The organism is Actinomadura sp. GTD37 (genome assembly GCF_041951365.1).
In the GTDB taxonomy this organism is placed as follows: Bacteria; Actinomycetota; Actinomycetes; order Streptosporangiales; family Streptosporangiaceae; genus Spirillospora.
This window is the reverse complement of sequence record NZ_JBGNUS010000011.1, coordinates 88,798-106,598: the sequence shown is the minus strand read 5'-3', so window position 1 is coordinate 106,598 and position 17,801 is coordinate 88,798. Positions and strand designations below refer to the sequence as shown.

Annotated in this window: 15 protein-coding genes and 1 pseudogene; 3 read left to right on the top strand and 13 right to left on the bottom strand. The window is 70.8% G+C overall.

The genetic code is table 11. The features are described 5' to 3' along the window. Window positions 1–18: 18 nt before the first annotated feature. The 3 genes from ACA511_RS36445 to ACA511_RS36435 all read right to left on the bottom strand — a co-directional run bounded on the left by ACA511_RS36445 (window position 19) and on the right by ACA511_RS36435 (window position 2,723). Complete coding sequence (locus ACA511_RS36445) at window positions 19–771, bottom strand: amino acid ABC transporter ATP-binding protein (RefSeq protein WP_375029391.1); 753 nt, start codon at window positions 769–771, stop codon at window positions 19–21. Window positions 772–898: 127 nt separating this feature from the next. Beyond that, window positions 899–1,810, bottom strand: a complete 912-nt coding sequence (locus ACA511_RS36440; protein ID WP_375029274.1) for an amino acid ABC transporter permease — start codon at window positions 1,808–1,810, stop codon at window positions 899–901. Window positions 1,811–1,814: 4 nt separating this feature from the next. Continuing rightward, window positions 1,815–2,723: an ABC transporter substrate-binding protein gene (locus tag ACA511_RS36435; RefSeq protein ID WP_375029273.1), complete on the bottom strand. Its 909-nt coding sequence runs from the start codon at window positions 2,721–2,723 to the stop codon at window positions 1,815–1,817. Between the two features lie 359 nt (window positions 2,724–3,082). Here ACA511_RS36435 and ACA511_RS36430 point away from each other — a divergent pair, with 359 nt between their 5' ends. Together ACA511_RS36430 and ACA511_RS36425 are read left to right on the top strand one after the other, a co-directional pair. Continuing rightward, window positions 3,083–4,273: an NADP-dependent malic enzyme gene (locus ACA511_RS36430; protein ID WP_375029272.1), complete on the top strand. Its 1,191-nt coding sequence runs from the start codon at window positions 3,083–3,085 to the stop codon at window positions 4,271–4,273. Between the two features lie 194 nt (window positions 4,274–4,467). Continuing rightward, on the top strand, window positions 4,468–5,034 hold the full coding sequence (locus ACA511_RS36425) for a CGNR zinc finger domain-containing protein (protein WP_375029271.1): 567 nt from the start codon (window positions 4,468–4,470) through the stop codon (window positions 5,032–5,034). A 136-nt stretch (window positions 5,035–5,170) separates the two neighbouring features. Here the strand turns inward: ACA511_RS36425 and ACA511_RS36420 are convergent, their stop codons facing one another. Beyond that, window positions 5,171–6,706, bottom strand: coding sequence for an OmpA family protein (locus ACA511_RS36420; RefSeq protein ID WP_375029270.1), 1,536 nt, complete (start codon window positions 6,704–6,706; stop codon window positions 5,171–5,173). A gap of 222 nt (window positions 6,707–6,928) precedes the next feature. Then, window positions 6,929–7,321: a nickel-type superoxide dismutase maturation protease gene (sodX, locus tag ACA511_RS36415; protein WP_375029269.1), complete on the bottom strand. Its 393-nt coding sequence runs from the start codon at window positions 7,319–7,321 to the stop codon at window positions 6,929–6,931. Window positions 7,322–7,506: 185 nt separating this feature from the next. Between sodX and sodN the strand changes: the two genes are divergently transcribed. Beyond that, a complete protein-coding gene (gene sodN, locus ACA511_RS36410) occupies window positions 7,507–7,911 on the top strand; it encodes a superoxide dismutase, Ni (protein WP_375029268.1) in 405 nt (134 codons plus the stop codon). A gap of 79 nt (window positions 7,912–7,990) precedes the next feature. Here sodN and ACA511_RS36405 read toward each other — a convergent pair whose 3' ends face one another. The 8 genes and pseudogenes from ACA511_RS36405 to ACA511_RS36370 form a co-directional block, all read right to left on the bottom strand. Beyond that, complete coding sequence (locus ACA511_RS36405; RefSeq protein ID WP_375029267.1) at window positions 7,991–8,461, bottom strand: GNAT family N-acetyltransferase; 471 nt, start codon at window positions 8,459–8,461, stop codon at window positions 7,991–7,993. Between the two features lie 10 nt (window positions 8,462–8,471). Then, complete coding sequence (locus tag ACA511_RS36400) at window positions 8,472–9,707, bottom strand: enolase C-terminal domain-like protein (RefSeq protein ID WP_375029266.1); 1,236 nt, start codon at window positions 9,705–9,707, stop codon at window positions 8,472–8,474. Window positions 9,708–9,725: 18 nt separating this feature from the next. After that, on the bottom strand, window positions 9,726–12,800 hold the full coding sequence (locus ACA511_RS36395) for a glycoside hydrolase family 38 C-terminal domain-containing protein (protein ID WP_375029265.1): 3,075 nt from the start codon (window positions 12,798–12,800) through the stop codon (window positions 9,726–9,728). 35 nt (window positions 12,801–12,835) lie between these two features. Continuing rightward, window positions 12,836–13,654, bottom strand: a complete 819-nt coding sequence (locus tag ACA511_RS36390; RefSeq protein ID WP_375029264.1) for a carbohydrate ABC transporter permease — start codon at window positions 13,652–13,654, stop codon at window positions 12,836–12,838. Next, window positions 13,651–14,616, bottom strand: coding sequence for a carbohydrate ABC transporter permease (locus ACA511_RS36385; protein ID WP_375029263.1), 966 nt, complete (start codon window positions 14,614–14,616; stop codon window positions 13,651–13,653). The genes ACA511_RS36390 and ACA511_RS36385 overlap by 4 nt, the downstream gene beginning before the upstream one ends. Before the next feature lie 4 nt (window positions 14,617–14,620). Beyond that, the gene (locus ACA511_RS36380) at window positions 14,621–15,880 is read right to left on the bottom strand and encodes an ABC transporter substrate-binding protein (protein WP_375029262.1); all 1,260 of its coding nucleotides are present in this window, start codon (window positions 15,878–15,880) and stop codon (window positions 14,621–14,623) included. Window positions 15,881–16,025: 145 nt separating this feature from the next. Beyond that, on the bottom strand, window positions 16,026–16,730 hold the full coding sequence (locus tag ACA511_RS36375) for a FadR/GntR family transcriptional regulator (RefSeq protein ID WP_375029261.1): 705 nt from the start codon (window positions 16,728–16,730) through the stop codon (window positions 16,026–16,028). 34 nt (window positions 16,731–16,764) lie between these two features. Continuing rightward, window positions 16,765–17,653: pseudogene (locus tag ACA511_RS36370) on the bottom strand (alpha/beta hydrolase). Window positions 17,654–17,801 lie beyond the last annotated feature (148 nt).

Genomic DNA, 17,801 nt, shown 5'->3' with positions numbered 1-17,801 from the left:
CCCTCGCGCGCGGGGCGCCTAGAGGACCTTGGAGAGGAAGTCCCGGGTGCGCTGGTGCTGCGGGTCGGCGAGGACGTCCCGCGGGGTGCCCTCCTCGACCACGACGCCGCCGTCCATGAAGACCAGCGAGTCGCCGACCTCGCGGGCGAAGCCCATCTCGTGGGTGACCACGATCATGGTCATGCCGTCGAGCGCGAGCCCCTTCATCGTCTCCAGGACCTCGCCGACCAGCTCGGGGTCGAGCGCGGAGGTCGGCTCGTCGAACAGCATCAGCGCCGGCTCCATGGCGAGCGCCCGCGCGATCGCCACCCGCTGCTGCTGCCCGCCGGACAGCTGCGACGGGTAGCTCTGCGCCTTCTCGGCGAGTCCGACGCGCTCCAGCAGCGCGAGGGCATGCTGCCTGGCCTGTTCCCTCGGGACGCCCTTGACCCACATCGGCGCCCCCATGACGTTCTCCAGCGCCGTCTTGTGGGGGAAGAGGTTGAACCGCTGGAAGACCATGCCGATCTCGCGGCGCTGCGCGGCGACCTCCCGGTCGCGCAGCTCGTACAGCTTGCCGCCCGACTCCCGGTAGCCGACCAGGTGGCCGTTCACCCACAGGCGTCCGGCGTTGATCTTCTCCAGGTGGTTCATGCAGCGCAGGAACGTGGACTTGCCCGACCCGGACGGTCCGACGACGCACATCACCTCGCCCTGCCGGACCTCCAGGTCGATGCCCTTCAGCACCTCCAGCCGGCCGAACGACTTGTGCACCTTCTCGGCCTTGACCATGGGGCCGCCGTTCGCGGGACCGCCGCCGCTCCACTTGCCCGCGGACACCTCGGCGGCGAACTTCTCGACGTTCGCGGAGGGGTCGCCCTGCGCTTGCTTCCGGCGTCTCACCATGCCGTTCCTCCGCTCACTGGCCGCCGCCCCCGCCCCGGAAGCGCAGCCGCTGCCTGGCCTCGGCGGGCCTGCCCATCCCCTTGCTGAAGTAGCGCTCCAGGTAGTGCTGGCCCACCATCATGAGCGAGGAGAGCAGCAGGTACCACAGGCACGCCATCACCAGCATCGGGATGATCTTGTATGTGCTGGCGTAGATCGTCTGCGCCGTGAACGTCAGCTCGGAGAACGGGATGGCCGCGACGAGCGAGGTGTTCTTCATCATGGAGAGCGCCTCGTTGCCGGTCGGCGGGATGATGACCCGCATCGCCTGCGGCAGCACGATGCGGCCCATGGTCTGCATCCGGGACATGCCGAGCGCGCTCGCCGCCTCCTGCTGCCCCTCGTCCACCGACAGGATCCCGGCCCGGATGATCTCCGCCATGTAGGCGGCCTCGTTGAGGATGAGCCCGAGCCCCGCGGCGATCATGGCGGTGACGAGCGCCTGCGTCTGCCAGGTGTGGAACTCCGGCCCGAACGGGATGCCGATGCCGACGGTCGGGAACAGGGAGCCGATCGCGCCCCAGACGAGCAGCTGCGTGTACAGCGGCGTCCCGCGGAAGAACCACAGGTAGAACCAGGACGCACCGCGCAGCAGCGGGTTGGGCGACAGCCGCATCAGCGCGAGGACGGTGCCGAACAGCACGCCCCCGATCATCGCGGCGAAGGTGAGCAGGATCGTGTTGCGGACGCCCTTGAGCACCGCGACGGAGAAGATGTACTTCCGCTGTTCCGCCCAGTCCAGCGCGTCGCTGGTGAACAGGAAGTGGACGAACATCGCGACCAGCACGAGCACGACCACCGCGGCGGCCCAGCGGCCGGGATGACGGACGGGGACGGCCCGGATCGCTTCGGGCCGTCCCTTCTCGACGTCGGTGTCGACCGTCATCCGATCAGCTCTGCGCCGCGTTGATCGCCGGCTCGGAGACGGCGCCGCTCTCCACGCCGTTCTCGGTGAGGATCTTCTTGTAGGTGCCGTCGGCGATGAGCGCCTTCAGCGCACCCTGCACGGCCTCCTTGAACTGGCCGGAGTTCTTGCCGAAGGTGTAGCCGTAAGGCGCGGTGTCGTAGACCTGGCCGATGATCTCCAGCTTCCCGGTCTTCTTGACCGCGCCGCCGACGATCGGCGAGTCGGCGGCCATCGCGTCGACCTTGCCGGCGACCAGGTCGTTGTTGACCTCGGTCTGCTGCTTGCGGACGACCTGCTTGATCGCCGGCTTGCCCGCGTCGGTGCACTTCTTGCTGCGGGCCGTGAGGTCGTCGACCTGCACGGTGCCCTGCTGGACGCCGATGCTCTTGCCGCAGGCGTCGTCGGGGTTGACGCCCTTGGCGTTGCCCTTGAGCGCGGCCCAGGCCGTCCCCGCCGAGTAGTAGGTGACGAAGTCGACGGCCTGCTCGCGCTCCTTGGTGTCGGTGAAGGAGGAGACGCCGGCCTCGTACTTGCCCGACTGGACGCCCGGGATGATCGTGTCGAAGCCGGCGTTGTGGTACTCGGTCTTCAGGCCGAGCTTGGCCGCGACGGCGTTGAACAGGTCGACGTCCCAGCCGACGATCTTCTGCGACGCCGGGTCGACGGACTCGTTGGGCGGGTAGGACGCGTCCGTGCCGATCGAGATCTTGCCGTCGCTCTTGATCGCGTCCGGGACCATGGCCGCGAGCTTGCTGTCCGCGCTCGTGTTCGAGGCGGCGCCGCCCGAGTCGCCAGAGTCGTCGCTGTCGCCACATGCGGACAGGGCGAGGGCGCCGGTCAGCACGAGAGCGCTCGCCGCGACAAGGCGGCGGCGCAGAGAACCGGTGGTCATGGTCCCCCTCCAGGTGGTTGCGTCGGATCCGCGTAGATCCGAAGGTCAGGTGCACAGTTTGGCGCACAACCTCCCTGATCTGGATAAAGGGTCCGAAACAATCACGCAACGAGGTAGCGCCGGACGGGCGCGCCGACCTGCCGCTCACCCACCGTGTGCTACCGGACGGCTACATGTGGCGACCGTCACGTGACGGTCGACACCCACCCCGGCCTCAAGGGAGCTTCGAGCCCGTGTGGCACAATCGGACAACGGGTGACCCCCGTACGTCGCGAGATGACCTCCAGGTGACCGGCCACCACACCACCACCACCGCGGCGGCATCGCAAGAAAGCCAACTTTCACTGACAGGGGTCGCTGTGACTGCTGAACCCATTCCCACCGAACCGCCCTCATTCGAGGACGATCCCGCCTTTCCGCTGCACCGCGGCGGAAAGCTGGAGATGCGGTCGACCATTCCGGTCCGCAACAAGGAAGACCTTTCGCTGGCCTACACCCCGGGCGTCGCCCGCGTGTGCACCGCCATCGCCGACAACCCCGAGCTCGCCTACGACTACACCTGGACGTCCAAGGTCGTCGCCGTCGTCACCGACGGCACCGCCGTGCTCGGCCTCGGCGACATCGGGCCCGCCGCGTCCATGCCCGTCATGGAGGGCAAGTCCCTGCTGTTCAAGGAGTTCGCCGACGTCGACTCCGTGCCGATCGCGCTGAGCTGCACGGGCGTGGACGAGATCGTCGACACCGTCATCCGGATCGCGCCGAGCTTCGGCGGCATCAACCTGGAGGACATCAGCGCCCCCCGCTGCTTCGAGATCGAGGACCGGCTGCGCGCCGCGCTCGACATCCCCGTCTTCCACGACGACCAGCACGGCACCGCGATCGTCGCGCTCGCCGCGCTGAAGAACGCGGCCCGCTTCGTCGGCAAGCCGCTGTCGGAGCTGCGCGCGGTCGTCGCCGGCGCGGGCGCGTCCGGCATCGCCGTCTCCAAGATGCTCATCGAGGGCGGCATCGGCGACATCGCGCTGTCCGACAGCAAGGGCCTCATCCACGAGGGACGGGACGGTCTGAACCCGGTCAAGGAGAGCATCGCCGCGATCACCAACCGGTCGCACCTGAAGGGCTCCACCGAGGAGGCGCTGCGCGGCGCCGACGTGTTCATCGGCCTGTCCGGCAGCACCGTGCACGAATCGTGCGTCGCCACGATGTCGGCGGACGCGATCGTGTTCGCGCTGTCCAACCCGACCCCCGAGGTGCACCCCGAGGTCGCGCGGCGGCACGCCAAGGTCGTCGCGACCGGCCGCAGCGACTTCCCGAACCAGATCAACAACGTGCTGGCGTTCCCGGGCATCTTCCGCGGCGCGCTGAACGTCCGGGCGCACTCGATCACCGAGGGCATGAAGCTGGCGGCGGCGAACGCGCTGGCCGACATCGTCGGCGGCGACCTGACCGCCGACTACATCATCCCGAACCCGTTCGACGACCGGGTCGCCCCGGCCGTCACCGCCGCGGTCGCCGAGCAGGCGCGCAAGGAAGGCGTCAACCGGATCTGATCCGCTCGCCCCGGCGGCCCGTGCTCCCCTCGCGGAGCACGGGCCGTTCGATTGGTCCATAAACTCGCCCGCCGGCGGGCCGAATTCAGGTAATTTTGCCGGAGATCCTTCCCCGAAGCCGGTGTAATTCTCGTCAAGTGGGCATAGATTCTGGCGAAATTCGTCCGTTCAGGTCGAGTCCGTCTGGAGCGACAGTGAATCTCGCCTCGTACGCAGACCTGGCGATCGACCTCGTGAACACGCGCCGTTCCGACGGGGACGACCTGCGTGATCTCGAAGGGCTGCGGGCCCTGCTGGTGCACCGGCCGCATTTCGGGGGGCGGATCGCGCACCGCGATCTCGACGCCATGCGCGAACTGCGCGCGCAACTCCGCGCGATCTTCACCGCCGCCGCGCGCGGCGACGAGGACGGCGCCGCCGACCGCCTCAACACGCTGCTCATCCACCATCCGGTGCATCCGAAGATCGCCCGGCACGACGGCCAGGACTGGCATCTGCATTGCAACGAGGCCGGTTCCGTCCCGGACCGCTACGCGGCCCGCGCCGCGATGGGCCTCGCCGCGAAGATCGCCGCCGAGGGCCTCGGCGGGCTCGGCGCCTGCCGCGCGGAGGGCTGCGAGCGCGTGTTCTTCGACACGACCGCGAACGGCTCGCGCCGCTACTGCTCCGACCGCTGCGCGGGCCGCCCGAGCGCCACCGCCGCCGCCTGCCACCCCGGCGCGCCCCACGTGACCGTCCCCGCACACGAGATCGGCCGGTAGAGCGCGGCGGCCCGTCCGGAACGGCGCCGAGCAGCCGGTCAGCGCTCTTCGCGGGCCTTCATGGAGACCGGGGCTCTCTCCCCCGGACGAACATGACCAGAACGACCCGGCTCGCCGTCGCGACGTTTCGGCAGCCCTACCTGATGGGGAGTCCACGGATCACTGCGTCATCCGCCTTGGCCCAGGGGAATTGCGCCTCGACCGACTGCACTTCGGCGGGGACCCGGTACATGCTCCAGAGGGTGACGCTTTCGCCCGGCCCGACGCTCTTCACCGTGGCGTCGGCAGACAGCGCGCTGCAGATACAGGCTCCGTTAGAGGTGTACATCGGCTGGTAACGGACCTTCGCCGCAGGGTCGTAGAGCATCACGCCGCCGACCGTGGACCCGCGCCGCGGAGAGTGGTCGCCGTGCACGATAAGGGTTTTCTCCAGCTTCGACTGGAAGTTCACCGACGTACTCCCAGAGTTGCGCAGAGTCCACACCATGGTCGTGAATCCCGCCGAATCACGGTGCAGATTGTGCACCTGGACCTTGAGGTCCTTGGCGTCCGCCGCGCTGAACGCGGCGCCGCCGATGACATCGGGCTTCCCCTCGTAGGGCGTTCCCGCCGACGGACCGGACGGCGGCACCGGTTTGGCGAACGTCACCGTCACCCGCCGGTTCTTGCGTCGGCCGTTCTCGCTGTCGTTGGGGGCCACGGGGTCCTTCGCGCCGTGACCCGCCGGCAGGAAGGTGATTCCCTGCCGGGTGACCATGCTCTTGAGCCGGTCCGCCACCGCCTGCGCCCGCCGCTCGGACAGCGGCTGGTTGATCGCGTCGTTCCCGGAGCTGTCGGTGTAGCCGCCGACCGTGACCTCACTCCCCTTGGAAGCGTCGATCTGCTCGGCCGTCTGCCTGAGCAGAGTGTCGGCCTTCGGCGTGAGATCGGCCTTGTTGAGTGCGAACAACACGTCCGCGGACAGCCGCACGGCCCGCTTGTCGGCGTCCTCACTCACCGTTTGCCCGTCGCCATCCGCGATGCTGACCAGGCTCAGGGCCCGCGGTGGCAGGAGCTGCGCCTTGGCCGGATCAATGGTCTGGTCCGGCGCGGGCCGCACCGGCCCCTCGGTGACCGGGACATCCACGAACGGGGCGGCGGTCGGCATCACCACCGTGAGCTGCTCGGCGCCTTCCACCTGGGGGAAAACGGCGTAAATGTCCACTGCACCGCCCGCCGGGATCCGCCGTCCCCACGGTTTCGAGCAGAGGCACTGTTTTCCGCTGGTGTGTCTTGGCAGGTAGACCTTGCCGGTCCGCACGTCGAGGAGGCCGATGCCGCTGGCCGACAGCACGTCTCCGGCGTCGGGGTCGCCCGGGAAACCGCCCTCTCCGAGCATCGCTCCGGGCTCGACCGGGGCTTTCCCCTTGTTGACGATCTTGAATCTTCCCGTGATGGCCTCCTGGGAGGTGCGACTCAGCGCGACCAACTCGATGTACGCCGGCCCTCCCCGGACCGCCAAAGGCGACATCCGTCCACTCGCGGGTAACGTCGCGGGAGGCGCGCCGTTCTTGGTAGGCCCACCGCCGGGGTCCTTTTCAGACCCTCCGCACCCGGCGAGAACAAGCGCGAACGCCACCGAACCGACCCCTGCCCGAAACGTTCGTTCACGCAGGTCGTTGACGAATTTCATTGGTAATTCCCACCTCGTTCAGCCGGTACGGTCGTTCATGGGAGTCTGCGGTGTCACGCAGCGGGATGATCGCCCTCATCTTCGACCTGTCGAGGGTGATTCCCGTTCCACATCGCTGAAGAAAACGGGCCCATCTGCAGTTCCGTCGATGTCCGGCCGGTTGCCGCGGCCCGCTGTCGACGGTCGCGCGTTCTCACGGATCGGCCGGCGCAGCGGTGCGGCTCACGAGCGGCGCGGGGGCCAGTAGCGGGTCAGGACGGGGCCGATCACCAGGGCGTCCGGGACGGGGCCGAAGTCCCAGCTGTCGCTGCGGCCGGGGGCGCGCTGGTTGTCGCTCTCCAGCCACCAGCCGTCCGGGGTGCGGTGCGTGGCGCGTTTGACGATGAGGAGCCCGGGACGTCGCGGATGCTGCGCGACGACCACGGCGCCCGGCGTCGGACGGGCGCCGGCGCGGACGACGAGCCAGTCGCCCGGCCGCAGCCCCGGCAGCATCGACTCGCCGGTGACCTCCACGGTCCGCAGCCGGCGCGCCCCGGCCGCCGCGAGCACCGCCGTGAGCACCGCCGCGCACGCGAGCGCCCGGCGCGCCGCGCGGCGCGGCCTGCGGATGGGCATGATCCTCCTCGTCCGCTCGCATACTCCGGCGGGCGGCGGTCACAAACACTGCTGGGAAGGTTCCGGGCCGTGTGCGGTCCGGGTCTTAGGCCGAATTACCGAGCGCCCTGGCCGGACGCGTCCGGGGACACAAGGGTAATGTCGGTGCCCTGAGCATGATCCGCAACGAGGGAAGGGATGAGCAGGTGTTGCTCAAGATTCTGCGCCCGAAGACCACGGTGTCCGCGCACTGCGACCTGCCGTGCGGCGTCTACGACCCGGCGCAGGCCCGGATCGAAGCCGAGTCGGTCAAGGCGATCTGTGAGAAGTACGCCGCCAACGAGGACCCGGAGTTCCGCGCCCGGGCGATCCTGATCAAGGAGCAGCGCTCCCAGCTGGTCAAGGAGCACCTGTGGGTGCTCTGGACCGACTACTTCAAGCCGCCGCACTTCGAGAAGTACCCGCAGCTGCACCAGCTGTTCAACGAGGCGACCAAGCTCGCCGGCGGTGGCGGCGGCACCAAGGCCACGATGGACGTGAAGGTCGCCGAGGACCTGCTCGGCAAGATCGCGGAGATCGACAAGATCTTCTGGGAGACCAAGCAGTCCTGACCTGTACGGAGGGGCCCGGCCAGCGGCTGGCCGGGCCTCTGCCATGTCCGGACCGGCCCCCCGCGGGGAGCGGCCGGGCTCAGGAGCGGGCGGCCTTGGTGAGGGCGTCGCCGGTGAGGCGGTAGACCGTCCACTCGTCCTGGGGGCGGGCGCCGAGGCTCTCGTAGAAGCCGATCGCCGGTTCGTTCCAGTTGAGGACGGCCCACTCGACGCGTCCGTAGCCCCGCTCGTCGGCGATGCGGGCCAGTTCGGTGAGCAGGGCCTTGCCGTAGCCGTGGCCCCGGACGTCCGGCTCGACGAACAGGTCCTCCAGGTAGATGCCGTGGGTGCCGTTCCACGTGGAGAACGTGAGGAACCACAAGGCGAACCCGACGACGTTCCCGTTGTGCTCCGCGACGTGGGCGAAGACCTTGGGCTCGTCGCCGAAGAGCCTCTCGCGCAGTTGCTCCTCGGTGGCCTTGACCTCGTGAAGGGCGCGCTCGTAGTCGGCCAGTTCGCGGATCAGCCGCAGGATCGCCGGGACGTCGTCGGGGGTCGCGTAACGAATCACAGGTGGCAGGTTATTCGAGCGGCGCCAGTGGGACGGCGGGGTCGGCCCACCGGTCGTTGGGGACGATCGGGTACCAGCCCGGACGGCCCGGGTCGCGGTCGTAGGGGTAGCCGCCCAGCTCCCGGTACAGCTCGGCGTACTCGGCGACCTTGGCACGGTCCAGGCGGACGCCGAGGCCGGGGCCGGTGGGGACGGGGATCCGCCCGTCCGCGTACCGCATCGGGCCGCCCTCGATGACGTCGTCGGCGAGGTGGTGGTAGTGCGCGTCGGCGGAGTAGGTGAGGTTGGGCAGGACGGCGCCGAGGTGCAGCATGGTGGCGAGCTGGATGCCCAGTTCGCCGGACGAGTGCACGGCCACGCCGATCTGGAATGTCTCGCAGACCCCCGCCGCCTTCACGCACGCCCGGATGCCGCCCCAGAACGTCGTGTCGAGCAGGACGACGTCCGCGCTGCGGCGCAGCACGTTGGCGGCGAGCTGCTCGAAGTTGACGACGACCGTGTTGGTGGCGAGCGGCACGTTCACGCGTTCGCGGACGAGCCGGAGCCCCTCCAGGCCGAGGACGGGGTCTTCGAGGTAGTCGTTGGGGAGGTCCTCGATCGCCTTGCCGAAGCGGAGGCCCTCCTCCAGGCTGAGGACGGAGTTCGGGTCGTACCGGAGCCGGTCGCCGGGGAACGCCTCGGCGAGCGCCTTGTAGCACTCCAGTTCGTGGGCCGGCGGGAACACGCCGCCCTTCAGCTTGTGGACGGTGAAGCCGTGCGCGTCCTTGAGGGCGCGGGCGTGCTCCACGAGCTGCTCGGGCGTGCGGACCTCCGGCGAGCCGCCGGCGCCCGGGTACCGGTAGAAGAGGTAGGACGCGAACGGGACGGAGTCGCGGATCCGGCCGCCGAGCAGGTCGTGCACCGGGACGCCGAGGTACTGCCCGACGAGGTCCAGGCAGGCGAACTCGATGGCGGCGAGCATCTGGGTGCGGTTGTTGTAGAGGCTCGCCGTCGGGTTGGCGATCTTGAAGCGGAGCGCCTCCAGCTCGAACGGGTCGTGCCCCTCCAGATGCGGTACGAGGGCGTCGAAGGCGGCCTCGGCGCTCTGCCCGCCGCCGCCCATCTCGCCGAGCCCGACGAGGCCGTTGTCGGCCTCGACCTCGATGATCGTCCGGACGAAGCGGCCCCAGTGGGCGCCGTTGCTGTGCAGGAGCGGCGCCTCCAGCGGCACGGTGACCGTGGTCGCGCGGATGCCTGTGATCTTCATGTGTCCCCGATCCGTTCTCTAGCGCCGAACGGTGACGGTGGCGACGCCGCAGGCGGGCAGCCGGACCGTCATCGTGCCGTCCCGGACGGGGAGCTCCGCCGGGTCACGCTCCAGTCCGCCGCTCAGCGAGGCGCTCACCGCGCCCGGCACGTGCAGGTCCGTCTCCACCGCGTCGGCGGCGAGCGACTGGAGCCGGACGGCCAGGCCGCCGCCGTCGCGCGCGCGTCCGACGGAGGTGACGAGCACGTCCGGGTCGTCCACGTCCAGGAACGTCCCCGATTCGGGGCAGGTCACCGGGCCGGTCGCGAGGGTCGCGACGAACGGGTCGGTGAGGCCGGCGGCGGTGCGGGCGCCGAGCCTGCGCCCCGAGCCGGACGCGCCGGACGCGAACGCGTACCGGAAGGTGGTCTCGCCCTGCTGCTGGGACGGGAAGTTGGTGTCCCAGATGTTGTTGAGCGCCCACGAGTAGACGGTGCCGTCCTCGTTGTCGAGCGTGGGCGGGAACGGCGCGTAGGGCATGTGGATGGAGCCGAACTGGACGAGCGGCGCCTCCAGCGTCGCCCACGCGACGGTCAGCTCCGGGTCCTCGAACGCGACCCAGTGCCGGATCGGGCGCATGTGCTCCGCCGATCCGGGGACGCTGGGCACGCGGGCGCCGCCGACGCCGCCGGTCAGCTCCCAGGCTGCGGGCGGGCCGTCCACGGCGAACGGGAACGCGAAGAACACCGCCTCCTTGGCCGCGGTCGGCTGCTTGCCGAGCTGGTAGCGGACGTCCACGCGCGGCACGCCCGCGTAGAGGTCGATCGTGGTGCGGAGCCAGTCGACGCCCTTGCCGTGCAGCTCGACGACGAGGCGTTCTCCGGCCGGAGTGCGCTCGCATCTGGTGACGGTCGCGTGGGTGGCGACGGCGCGGTCGCCGAGCATCGTCTTGTCGTGCACGAGCATGTGCCCGGACATGTGGTTGAAGTGCGGCGCGGTCGCGTACCGGTCGTAGACGTACTGCCCGAACCCGGCGACGGCGCCGGTGTTCACCAGCTCGCGGCCGGCGGCCTTGTCGAACACCGAGCCGATGTGGCCGTCCTTGAGGTCGTAGGCGACGCGGTAGAACTCGTTCTCGATCGTCCCGCCGGCGCCGAGGTCGACCGGCCGCGGGGCCTCGGCGGCGGCCCGGCGGACGTCGACGCGGACGTGCCCGTGCCCGGGGACGTCCGGCACCACCGCCTCCAGGTGGCGGCCGATGGGACGGGTGGGCCACTCGTCCGGGTCGACCTCCTCCTCCCGGTGCGGGACGGGCTCGCCGGTGCGGGCGTCCACGAGCGTGATCGGGACGTCGACGGCGACGACGTCGCGGGGCAGGAACGCGCGGGCCGCGTCGGTGCGGGCGGCCGTGCCGGGGTTGACGACGAGGAACGAGGCGAGCGCGTCCGGTGCGGGACCGAAGGTCGCGCCGAGCCGCCCCGCGCCGGCCTGGAGCAGGTCGAGCGCGTCGTCGTGGGCCTGGTAGCCGACCTGCGACTTGCGGGTCCACTGGAGGCCGCCGGAGTCGCCGCCCTCCTCCGCGTCCTCCCACGGGTTGGCGGCGCCCCAGGTGTGCTCGTCGAACAGCGCGGCGCGGTCGTAGGCCTCGTCGATCGCCCCGGCCGCCCCCGACCGGTCGCCGCTGCGCTCGTCGGCGAGGGCGTGCAGCGTCTCCGCCGACCTCAGGACGTTCTGCGCCCGCCGGACGTACCCGAGCGGGCGGGCGCCGGAGCCGAGCCCGTCGGCCCACCAGTCCGTCCAGTCGCCCTCGTGGGTCTGGAGGCGGTCGCCGTGGTGCTCCTCGACGTACTCGAAGAACTCGGCGTTGGTCGCCATCCGCAGCCGCGGGTACGCCCACGTCTCGTTCCAGCGGTGCGCGATGTCGGCGGGGACGATCGACGGCCCGGCGTTGTCGGCGTGCGCGCCCTGCACGCGCAGGTGGACGGCGTCCAGGAAGTCGGGGTCCTTGGCGGCGCCGACCTGGCCGGGCGCGGCGTACCAGCCGAACGTCCCGGGCCCGTACGGGTAGGGGCGGTCGGCGAGGGAGCCGAGGTAGCGGGGCAGCAGGTCCTCGGCGAGGTCGTAGCCGTCGACGAGCCCGACCGTGTTGCCCTCCATGTAGGCCATGCCGTGCGGGGTGTCGGTGAACCAGACGATCAGCTCGCCGCCGCCCGGCGACCGCCAGCGGAACGGCCGGGCCAGCCTGTCGCCGCCCGTGATGTACGGGACGGACCGTCCGGCCCAGTTGTGCGCGGCGGCGAGGTAGCGGACGCCGGCCGCGTTCAGGGCGTCCACCGTCCCGACGACCGCGCCCGGGATGTCGGTGTGCATCGCCGAGCGGACCTCGATGCCGTACCGCCGCCGCAGGTCCTCGACGAAGCGGAGCTGCCGGTACAGCTCCTCCGTGGAGCACGCCTCCGTGTGCAGCTGCATCGGGAACGCGGTGACCTCGATGCCGCCCGTGCGGACACGCTCGGCGAACTCGGCCACCTGGTCGTCCGGACGGGTCGCGAGCCAGCGCAGCGCGGGCATCGACGACTCCACCGACCAGCGGAACCGGGCGTCGTCCGGGCGTCCGTCGGTCTCCCGCGCGAGCCGCAGCGCGGCGTCGAGGTAGTCGAGGTGGTGCCGCAGGACGGTGCCCTGCGTGTCGGTGTAGCCGATGTCGAGGTGCGAGTGGTGGACGACGAAGACGTTCCACTTGCGCTGCGGCGCGATGTCGAGGGGGGCCGCGCCGACGAGGCCGCCCGCGTCCCGCACCTCCAGGGTGACGCGGCGCGGGCCGTCCACTTCGGGGACGAGCAGCGTCACGGTCCCCGCGGCGCCCGCCGCGGACGCCAGCTCGGCGTCCCCGTCCTTGAGGGCGACGTCCACGGGCCCGCCGCCGGACAGCGTCAGCCGGACGGCCTGCCGCAGCCCGCCGTCCGCGCCCCGCTTGAACAGCGGCAGCACGGCGGCGCGGACGGACAGCCCGCGCACCGCGAGCACCTCGGCGGACGTGTCCTCGCGCAGCGCGTCGCGGATCCCGTCATAGTCGGGCGAGCCAAGGCTCGCCTGAAGCAGACGACTCGTCATCGTTATGCGTCAATCCTTCTCTGGGGAGCGGTCTTTCAGAACTGGGCGAGGGTGAGGCCGCGCGTGAACAGGCGCTGCGTCGCGAGGAACAGGACGACGGTCGGCAGCGAGACCACGAGGCCGGCGGCCAGCGCGATCGGCACGGGCGTCCCGGCGTACACGTCGGTGGTCAGCGCGGACAGCTCCGCCCACACCGGCCGGACGGTCTCCGACTGCGAGAGCGTCAGGCCGAACAGCAGGTCGTTCCAGACGAAGGTGAACTCCAGGATGAAGACGGCGGCGAGGGCGGCCGCCGACAGCGGCAGGTAGATCCGCCAGAAGATGCGGAAGGTGGACGCGCCGTCCAGCCGCGCCGCCTCGAAGATCGACACGGCGACGTTGCCGAAGAAGTTGCGCATCACGAGCGCGGCCAGCGGCACGTTGACCGCCGAGTAGATGATGATCAGGCCGAGCCGGCCGTCGTACAGCGACACCTCGCTGTAGCCGACGAACAGCGGCACGAGCAGCATCTGGAACGGCACGACCGTCCCGGCGAAGATCACCACGAACCAGGCGAAGCCGTGCCTGAGCCGCAGGACGACGATCGCGTACCCGGCGAGCGCGCCCATCAGCACGGCCAGCGCGGGCGAGACGACGCTGTACAGCAGGGTGCTGAGCAGCGTGTCGCCGACGGCGGTCCGGTCCCACGCCTGGGCGACGTTGTCGAACAGGCCCATCGAGGACGGCGGCTTCACCGCGTCCGCCGGGTCGTAGTCGCCGGCCGGCCGGACCGCGTTGGCGATGATCAGGTACGTGGGGAACAGCCACGCCGCCCCCAGCACCGCGAGGACGGCCCGGCGCAGGTGCCGCGTCATCGCGTCTCCTCCCTGCCGACCTGCCGGCGCAGATAGATGTACGAGGCCAGGCCGGTGATGGTGGTGAGCAGGACCGCGACGGCCGACCCGTAGCCGTACTCGTTGGCGACGAACACGTCCCGGTACATGGTCACGGCGAGGGTCTCCGACGACCGTCCGGGCCCGCCCTGGGTCATCACCCACACGATGTCGAAGTTCTTCAGCCCGGCGACGAGCGCGAGGCCGAACACGACGGTGGTGATCGGGCGCATCAGCGGCCAGGTGACGTGCCGGAACATCGACCAGCCGGACGCGCCGTCGATGCGGGCCGCCTCGATCGGCCCCCGCGGGATCGACTGGAGGCCGACGACGAACAGCAGCATGTTGACGCCGAGCTGCTGCCACGTCCAGACGACGATCATCGCGATGGTGTTGCCGGGGCCGTCCTGGAGGAAGGCGGTGCCGCCGCCCGGCAGCCCGAACAGGGACAGGACCTGGTTCGCCATCCCGTCCGGCTGCAGGATGAAGCCCCAGATCACGCCGAGGCCGGCGCCCGACATCGCGTACGGCAGCAGGAACGGCAGCCGGAACCATCCGCCGCCCTTGAGGTCGTAGGACAGGACGGCGACGAGCAGCCCGAGCCCCACCGGCAGGGCGACGGTGCCGACGACCCACAGCAGCGTGTTGCGGACGGAGATGAGGAGCGCGTCGTCCTCGATGAGGCGCCGGTAGTTGTCCAGGCCGGTGAACTCGGGCGAGGCCAGCCCGTCGTAGGTGGTGAAGCTCAGGTACGCCGTCCACAGGAACGGCAGGTAGAGCAGGACGGCGACGAACAGCAGGGCCGGCGATACGTACACGTGCCGGAACCGGCCGTGCAGTGCGAAACCCTTCCCGGGCCGGCCGCCGCGTCCCGCGCGGCGGCCGGCGCCCGGCGCCTTCGCCACCGTCCTCGGACGGTCGGCGGTGGCCTTGTGCGTGCTCATTGGATCAGTGCGACTTCCAGTAGTCCCCGTTGACCTTCTGGATGCTCTTGAGGACGTCCAGGTAGGTCTCCGGCTTGTTGAGGAACTTGTCGAACCCGCTGAGCGCCTCGGTGAGGACGGGCGACGGCGCGGCCTCGAAGTAGCGCAGCACGAGCCGGTTCCCGTCCGACGCGGCCTCCTTGGTGACCTTGGTCAGCTCGGGGTCGGCGACCTTCACCTTCGGGTTGCCGGACACGTCGCCGCGCGCGTTCGCCCACTTCTCCTGCGCGGCGGGCGTGATCCACCACTTGAGGTACTTGCTGCTGGCGGCCGCGTCGGGGGCCTTGCGCAGCGAGCAGAGCGGGCCGCTCTCGAAGATCAGCGACCGCTTGGGCAGCGCCGGGTCCGTGTTCGGGACGAAGAAGAAGCCGTAGTCCTCGCCCTGCTTCAGGCCGCGCTGGGTCATGCTCGTGTTGAACCACGTCCCGTTGATGACCATCGCCGCGTCGCCCGACTTGAAGTGGTCGGCGGGGTCGGCCTTGTCGCCGGGCTTGCTGAACCAGCCCTTGTCGATCATCGACTTCCAGCGCTCCATCACCTGGACCACGCCGGGGTCGGTGTAGGACGCCTGGCCGGTCGACAGCCGCTCGTACAGGTCGGGGTCGGTGCCGGCGAGGATCTGCTCGAACCAGGCGAACGAGAACAGCGAGGTCGGGGTGGTCTGGTTGAAGGGCACCTGGCCCTTCGCCTTCAGCGTCTCCGCGGTCTTCTCCAGCTCGGCCCACGTCGAGGGCGGCGTCAGGTCGTACTTCGCGAAGATCTTCTTGTTGTAGAACATGCCCCAGTAGGCGGTGTTCAGCGGGACGCAGTACTGCTTGCCGCCGACCGTGTAGTACTTCTTCAGGTCCTCGGTGAGGTCGCCGCTCCCGATGGCGTCCCGCCAGATGTCCGTGGTCTCCGCGACCTGGTTCTGCTCGACGATCTCGGTGAGCCGTCCGCCGGTCGACCAGGTGAACAGGTCGGGCTTGACCTTCGTGCGGAACGAGGTCTTGATGAACGCGGTGTAGGTCGGCTCGTCGGTGTAGCCGACCGGGGTCATGCCGAGCCCGGTCTGCTGCTCGCCGAGCGCGCCCATCTGCTCGAAGAAGGGCTTCCAGGCGCCCTTGTCGTTGTACAGCTTCAGCTCGGACTTGCTCCCGCCGGAATCGCCGGACCCGCAGCCGGCGGCGAGCAGCACCGCGGCGGCGGTGAGCGCGGTCGCCCGCAGTCGCTTGGACGGCACCATGGTGGCCTCCTTCATCGGGCGCCCGTGCCCGATCGGGGTGGTCGAAGGGAGTCGAAGGGGATGGGTGAACCGGCCGCGCGGCGCTCGGACCGCGCGGCCGAGAAAACGGGGGGTACGGGGGACGGGGTACGGGGGGACGGCCCGCTCAGGCGAGCCGCTGCTCGATCACGTGTCTGATGTCTGTGAGGTGGGACCGCATGAGGGACTCGGCCTCCTGCTGCGCGCCCGCCTCGATCGCGTCGAGGATCGCCGTGTGCTCCTCGAAGTCGCGGACGCGGTCGTCGAAGATCCGCTGTATGGCGCGCTGCTCGGCCGTGTGCACCGACAGCAGCGAGTCGATGACCTCGCAGAGCACGGAGTTGCCCGCGACTCCGGCGACCTCGCTGTGGAAGGACATGTTGGCCTTGTTCAGCCGGACCTCCGCGTCCTGGGCGTCTCCGCCGAGGTCCGCGCCCGCCCGGTCGAGGATGGCGCGGAGCAGTTCGACGTCGGCGGGCTCGGACAGCAGCGCCGCCCGGCCGGCCAGCGGCGGCTCGATCAGCAGCCGGGCGTCGAGCAGCTGGAGCAGCCGGTCGGCCTCCAGCTCCCGGACGTTGGGGTTGGGGATGACGACGCGTTCGAGGTCGGCGCCCACGTAGATCCCCGAGCCGTGCCGGAGCTGGATCGCCCCGGTCGCCTCCAGCCGGCGGAGCGCCTCGCGCAGCGTCGGGGTGGTCACCGCGAAGCGCTGCGACAGCTCCCGCGCCGACGGCAGCCGGTCGCCGGCGCGCAGGCCGCCCGACCTGATCAGCTCCAGCATCCGCTCCGTGAGGGCGTCCGCCAGGCTCGGCCGGGCCACGTTCTGTGACATCGCCACCTCGTTCCCAAGAAGTAAAGTCATCTAATCACTTAGCGACTGCACTGTCCAGCCTCCCGGCGGGCCCCGGAAAGAGGCTCCGCCGCAGGACGGCGCGCTCCTCCTCGAACGCGAGCCGGCCCAGCCGCGCCGACATGATGCCGTCGAAACCGTGGCAGGCGCCCGGCACATGGTGAAGCTCGGCGGGGACTCCCGCGACGATCAGCCGGCGCGCGTAGTCCAGGCCCTCGTCCCGCAGCGGGTCGTACTCGGCGACCAGCACGTACGCGGGCGGCAGCCCGCGCAGGTCCGCGGCCCGCGCGGGCGCGGCGTAGGCGGGCGCCGGGGAGGCGGAGGCGGCGCGCCCGCCCAGGTAGTGCCGCCACATGTGCCGGACGTCGGCGCGGTTGAACAGCGGCGGACCGGTGAACGTCCGCATCGACGGGGTGTCCATCCGGTCGTCCAGGACGGGGTAGAGCAGCATCTGGAACACCAGCGGCGGACCGCCCTCGTCCCGCGCGCAGGGCCACCGCCGCGGCCAGCGCGCCGCCCGCGCTCCCGCCGCCCACCGCGACCCGCTCCGGATCGCCGCCGAACCCGGCCGCGTGCGCGTGCGCCCACTCCGTCGCCGCGTAGCAGTCCTCGAAGCCCGCCGGGAACGGGTGCTCGGGCGCGAGGCGGTAGCCGACCGACACGACCGCGATCCCGTCCTCGCCGGCGAACCGCAGGCACCGCCCGTGCTCGTTCTCCAGGCCGCCGGTCACGAACCCGCCGCCGTGGAAGTAGACGAGCACCGGCGCCGGACGCGCCCGTCCGCGCGGCCGGTAGATCCGCACCGGGACGTCCGGCGCGCCGGGCGGGCCGGGGATCGTCCGGTCCTCGACGCCTGCGGGCGCGCCGGCCGCGGGCGCCTCCAGCGCGGCGACGAGGTCGCGCATCGAGGCGCGGGCCCTGATCGGGTCGGCCAGGCCGACGTACGGCATGCCGGCGAGCGCGGCGGCGAGTTCGGCGTCCAGGGCCATGGTCCGGACCTCCTGGTCGGTGTCGTGGGACGGGGACGCGCCCCCGGGCGGGAGGTTGCCCGGG